Here is a 6,095-nt window from a genome sequence, read left to right as displayed (position 1 = left end):
AAACGCGAACGGGAAGTCTTTCGCCTACGTTCCTCAGCATGACAACACAGGATCATTCATTTTGTGGCTTACTCCTAAAGAATAATAAAAATAGCAAAGAGTATTTGTCCGTTATCTACAAACAATCAGAAGCAAAAGGCACGGGGAACTATCAGCAGTCACCCATGCCTTTTAAATCATCTGAGGCTCTACACCTCAATGATTGATTTCTTACACATTATCCACATGAGATTGGAAATTTCAAATAGATAATGTGATGCTCCCAGCAAGAGCCACTACGCTAAAGCAGCAGGTTGTTGTAACTTCTCAGCAGCAGCTTTGAGCAATTCTGCCTTGTCGTTACGTTCCCAAGGTAAATCTAAATCGTCTCGACCAAAATGACCATAAGCCGCGATGTCCTGATAAAAACGTCCGCCTAGTTCTTTGGGCAAGTTCTTCAAATTCAATGTGTGAATGATTCCTGCGGGACGTAACTCAAAATTATCTTTGACTAAATCCAGCAAAACATCATCGCTAACTTTGCCTGTGCCGAAAGTCTCGACAAAAATACTTGTCGGTCTTGCAACACCAATCGCATAACTTAACTGAACTTCACACTTGTCAGCCAAACCAGCCGCGACAATATTCTTGGCAACATAACGGCAAGCATAAGCAGCACTGCGGTCAACCTTTGTGGGGTCTTTACCAGAGAAAGCACCACCACCGTGACGGGAATAACCACCGTAGGTATCAACGATGATTTTACGTCCAGTTAAGCCAGCATCACCTTGGGGTCCACCAACCACAAATTTACCAGTGGGGTTAACCAAAAAGCGGGTTTCGGCATCGGGTTTAATGCTGATATCACCAAACACAGGCTCAACAACCGCAGTCCAGAGGTCTTTCTTAATCTTCGCTTGCACTGCTGCTTCGTCGGTGATGTCACCAATTGTCGCATCGTGCTGGGTTGAAATCAAAATGGTATCAATCCCAACGGGACGACCATCCTCATAAGCCACGGTAACTTGAGTTTTACCATCGGGACGGAGGTAAGACAAAGCACCACTTTTGCGAACCGATGCTAAACGTCGAGCAATGCGGTGAGCAAGGCTGATGGGCAAAGGCATGAGTTCAGGGGTTTCGTTGCAGGCAAAACCAAACATTATACCTTGGTCGCCAGCGCCAATTTTGTCAAACAGTTCGTCGGTGCTGAGTTCGCGGGTTTCTTGAGCTGAATTTACACCCTGGGCGATATCAGGCGATTGTTCGTCTAATGCAACTAAAACCGAGCAACTAGTGGCAGAAAAACCGTTATCTGCATCGGTGTATCCGATTTCCGCGATTTTTTGCCGAACTAATTTGACGTAGTTAACATTCGCTTTAGTTGTGATTTCCCCGGTAATCACCACCATACCTGTATTAACTACTACTTCAGCCGCGACACGACTTTGGGGGTCTTGTGCCAGCAATGCATCCAAGATTGTGTCGGAGATTTGGTCGCAGACTTTATCTGGATGTCCTTCTGTGACTGATTCTGAGGTAAATAAATTTTTACGTGACAAATGCAATTCCTCCATAGATTTGGAATTTCACAGCCAGAAAAGATAAGTATCTTAATTTAGCCGCTTAATTTGCGATCGTAACACCATTTTTCAGCATCGATACTTAGAGTTTTGTTATCTTCATCAAAATCCTTGTATTCTTGCTCAATTTCTTTAAACTAAATATATTTTTCTAAAATGTGTTCTCTGATTCAGAAATTGGAGATGGTAAAAATTACATTGCAAGTAGGCTTCTCGTCATGCCATTAAAAAAGGACACCAGGTGATGCCCTTTTGGGAAATAATAGTGCTGCCAGATAATGAATCTGGATACTGAACCTGAATACTGAACCTGAATACTGAACCTAAATACTTAAACTTTTGCTACCAACTTAGCTTCTTTCGATGTTAAGCGTTCGTAAGCTCCACGCATTTTCAAGCCAGTGAGTACTTGGAACAAGCCAGTACCGTTGTTAGAACCTGGGTATTCGCGGTGCTGAAGCAATAGGTGTGTCAACTCACCCTCGTATTTAGTAGATGCTTTGCTCAGGTGGGTTTCGATGTAGATTACTTCATCGAGGTTATCAAACTGACCATCGACTTCTAAAACGGAGACGTAGCGACCATAGTAAACGTCCGAACCATAATATACCTGCATACCTGGGTAAGAGCAGGTCAGCTTGCGTCCGCAAGGAGTCCATTGAATTGTCGAACCTTCATCAAACAGATAAACGGGTTCAAAACCTTCTTTGTTTTCGCGTTGGAGCATCCGCACACGCAATACTTTGCGTTCTTGATCGTTTTTGATCAAGTTGGTTGGTAATACTTGGAGAACCACATCTGCAAATTCCCGTTGGGGTTCGATGTATTTTTGGAAGTCTGGCTTGCGCGAGTTGATTGCTTGTAGCACGTCATCATAACTATGACCACGCTCTGCCATGTCGCGTTGAACTTTCCAAGCGATTTTAACTTCATCGCTGATGTCAAAGTAAACGCTAAAGTCAATTAAACCGCGAACCCGTTCATCATATAGGGGATGTAGACCCTCAACAACGAGAATATGGTTCGGTTCAATTAACTCCGGAGGGTCGATCGCGCCGGTTTCGTGGTTGTAGATCGGCTTCATAATCGATTGACCTTCTTTGAGCGTTTTGATTTGCTCGTACATCAGATCGAAATTATTTGCCCTGGGATCAAGCGCAGTGATTCCCGTCTCTTTGCGCTGTTTGCGATCGAGACAATGATAGTCATCCAAACAGATAACTGTCATTAATTCTTCACCAAATAAATCTGTCAGGCGACGCAAAAACGTAGATTTACCGCACCCAGAGTCTCCAGCAACTCCAATCAGCACCACTCGTTCCGGCTTAGTCATAAATCTCCTCTAAATAAAAATTGAGTAAATCAATAAATTTTTTCACACATAAAGATATTCAGGTGAGGTTAGGAGTTTACCCCACTGGCTTGCCCTGGGTTCTTGCCTCCTAGCAGCACCATAGAAGAATTTACGGGTAAACGATCGCTTATCAAAAGGTTATTTACCCGAACCCAAATCTGTTAACTTATTGCTGCTAAGTATTTAATCCTAGTGTTAAATCGAATTTTAACAGAAGGGGGTTATTCTATACAAGACTTACTTTCATGAAGAATAAACAAGGATAAATATGACTTCAGAATCTTGCTTAAGGTGTTTGCAATAACGGAAAAATTAAGATATGGCTTCAAAAAAGCTTGCCAGCAAACGAAAATTACGATCGCAATTTTAATTAAAAAACTCTCTAATAAGTTATAGTTATAAAAATTTAATTTTTTCGCAAATCAATTTAACAATAAGCCAAGTGGCTCCGAATTGGGGTTGATTTTTCGATTGGCTGGGATATTTAATTCATTAATCAAGCAATTTGTAGAGGTGCTGGAAAATTCGATAGGACTTTAATCTTTTTTTAATATTGGTTGACTGTTGCCTTAATATTGATTTAGAAGATGGATTGAGTCAAAAGCTCGTTGGGAAAAAACGTCAGTCAGAAATTGTATATCCTTAAATATAGGCAGAAAACAGAATGATTGTCTTTTTGCGACATCTTAGCGATCGCAATTTTCTTCTTCTAGCAGCAAAACGAGCCAATCGGACTAACGAGCGATCACAGATGGTTGACAGAATTTTCACATCACGCAAAACTTAAATATATTGTAGTTGCTTATATAACCTATGTCCGAGTGGGAATATCAGCAGTTGAATTTAGTCCTAATTCTGGTAAACACCAAATTGGGCATAGTGTTTCAACTTCCAAATATTTCCAAAGCAGGGTTTTAAACTTAACTTTGCGTAACTTTTGAGACTAAGTGATAGGCAATGCCGAAGAAAAATATCAGTTGAGATGCCAAAAACGGCGTTTTATTGCCAGAATCGCAGGCTATCTCCACTTTAGAGAGGGATTAATTTATCACGTTTGGCTTCATGGTGTTCGCGCAGCGTTCGCTCTGCGAATAAGCTTACTGAGGGATAACCGCTCCCATGCTCCCGATGAAGTAAGAAATAAATGTCTAGGCTTGTCTAGGATTTATATAGCAGGATAGCAGTTCAAGAAAAAAGATTAAATTGACTCATTATTAACATTCTCCAAAGGACTTATCCTCTAACTTAGAAGGTGAACAGGTGTGTTTTTACAGTACCTGCATGTCTTTGGCGAGTGTACGCAGCAAAGCATTGTTTTTTAATGCTATAAACCCGAAGTGACAGATGTTCTGTTTTTAACTTAAACGTTATTAACTAAACTAAAACTGCACGTAGTCGGGAGGATTTTTGAATTAGGGTTAAGTAAAAAAATCGGAGTGGTAAAGCGAATGAAAAATCAAGGTGCCGTTGAAGGTGCTGCCATCACAGCATCAGGTAGTCGTATCTTCGTTTATGAAGTGTTAGGTCTACGTCAAAACGAAGTTAACGATAAAGCGAGCTACCCTATTCGCAAAAGCGGCAGCGTATTCATCAGAGTGCCTTACAACCGCATGAATCAAGAAATGCGGCGAATCACTCGTCTAGGCGGCAAAATTGTTAGCATCTTATCCTGCGAAGACTTTGAAGCTTCAAACGGTAACGGCTCATTGACAAATGGGACAGTTGCTAACATGGAAGGGAATGGTAAAGCCACATCTGAGCAACAGCCCAAGAAGACAAAAGAAGGCAATAGCATGACTCAAGCGAAAGGCAAACACGCTGACGTTCCCGTCAATATTTACCGTCCAAATGCTCCCTTTATTGGTAAATGTATTTCCAATGAAGCTTTAGTAGAAGAAGGTGGAATTGGTTTAGTTCAACACCTCAAGTTTGACCTTTCGGGTGGCGATTTGCACTATATCGAGGGTCAAAGTATTGGTATCATCCCACCAGGACTAGATAAAAACGGTAAGCCAGAAAAACTTAGACTTTACTCCATCGCTTCAACCCGACACGGTGATGATGTAAATGATAAAACTGTATCGCTTTGCGTCCGCCAGTTAGAGTATGAGCATCCCGAAACTAAGGAAAAAGTTTATGGTGTTTGCTCCACTCACTTGTGTAACATCAAGCCTGGGGATGAAATCAAAATTACAGGTCCCGTAGGTAAGGAGATGCTCTTACCTGATGACCCAGATGCTAAGGTTATTATGATGGCAACTGGAACGGGTATTGCGCCAATGCGTGCTTATTTGTGGCGGATGTTCAAGGATAATGAAAAGGCGATCAACACGGGATATCAATTTAAGGGATTCGCTTGGTTAATCTTTGGTATTCCTACAACTCCCAATATTCTGTACAAGCAAGAATTGGAAGAAATGCAAAGCCGCTATCCTGATAACTTTCGTCTAACTTGTGCGATTAGCCGCGAACAAAAGAACGCTCAGGGTGGGAGAATGTATATCCAAGACCGCGTTGCCGAACATGCGGATGAACTTTGGAAGTTGATTAAAGAAGAAAAGACCCATACTTACATCTGCGGTTTACGCGGTATGGAAGATGGCATCGATGCTGCTTTGACTGCTGCTGCTGCTAAAGAGGGTGTTGTCTGGAGCGATTACCAGAAGCAAATCAAGAAAGCAGGTCGTTGGCACGTTGAAACATATTAGAATTTTAGACTTGGGATTTTGGGGAAAGTTGGTGGTTTACCAGTTTTACTAAACTACTATAATTTGTTCTTTGGGGTGTCGTTTTCCATTCTGCTCAACTTTCCAATAATTTTTTCCCTATGTCTAAGATATCCAATTCTACCATTTCAAATATTTGGTAGCTTTTGATAGGGGTGTATAAATATACACCCCTAGAATCATTTTTTCTTTTTAAGGTGAGTTATTTTCTTTCGCACCGAGTAAAATCTGAAAAATAATGCCAAATTTTTACAGTAATTATAGTGGTTCCCGGTTGCGTTCAATACACTCACCGAACCCCCAGCCCCTTCCCTACAAAGGAAGGGGAGCAAGATAAGCGTATTTAACTAATATAAAAACCGTTATAGTTGTCAAATCTAAAATCTAAAATCTAAAAATCTAGGGTGCTTTGATTGTGGGTATAAAACTAGGAATATTGGGATTAGGTACGGT

Annotated in this window: 5 protein-coding genes; 3 read left to right on the top strand and 2 right to left on the bottom strand. The window is 41.2% G+C overall.

The window, feature by feature from the left end:
- The coding region (locus tag CK510_RS32985) for a hypothetical protein (RefSeq protein ID WP_211293291.1) at window positions 1-206 on the top strand (206 nt) is incomplete at its 5' end.
- Between the two features lie 69 nt (window positions 207-275).
- On the opposite strand, the gene metK is transcribed toward CK510_RS32985, so the two are convergent.
- Both metK and CK510_RS24645 read right to left on the bottom strand, forming a co-directional pair.
- Window positions 276-1,541: a methionine adenosyltransferase gene (gene metK / locus CK510_RS24650; protein WP_095724191.1), complete on the bottom strand. Its 1,266-nt coding sequence runs from the start codon at window positions 1,539-1,541 to the stop codon at window positions 276-278.
- Between the two features lie 352 nt (window positions 1,542-1,893).
- Window positions 1,894-2,895, bottom strand: coding sequence for a phosphoribulokinase (locus tag CK510_RS24645; RefSeq protein WP_095724190.1), 1,002 nt, complete (start codon window positions 2,893-2,895; stop codon window positions 1,894-1,896).
- 685 nt (window positions 2,896-3,580) lie between these two features.
- Between CK510_RS24645 and CK510_RS34100 the strand changes: the two genes are divergently transcribed.
- Window positions 3,581-3,703 (top strand): hypothetical protein, encoded by a 123-nt coding sequence (locus CK510_RS34100; RefSeq protein ID WP_281257082.1) that lies wholly within the window; start codon window positions 3,581-3,583, stop codon window positions 3,701-3,703.
- A gap of 661 nt (window positions 3,704-4,364) precedes the next feature.
- Window positions 4,365-5,624, top strand: a complete 1,260-nt coding sequence (gene cpcD/petH, locus CK510_RS24640; RefSeq protein ID WP_095724189.1) for a bifunctional rod-capping linker CpcD/ferredoxin--NADP reductase PetH — start codon at window positions 4,365-4,367, stop codon at window positions 5,622-5,624.
- Window positions 5,625-6,095 lie beyond the last annotated feature (471 nt).

The organism is Brunnivagina elsteri CCALA 953, from assembly GCF_002289455.1.
GTDB classification, from domain to species: Bacteria; Cyanobacteriota; Cyanobacteriia; order Cyanobacteriales; family Nostocaceae; genus Brunnivagina; species Brunnivagina elsteri.
The sequence above is the reverse complement of the archived record's forward strand: the minus strand, read 5'-3'. Positions and strand labels throughout refer to the sequence as shown.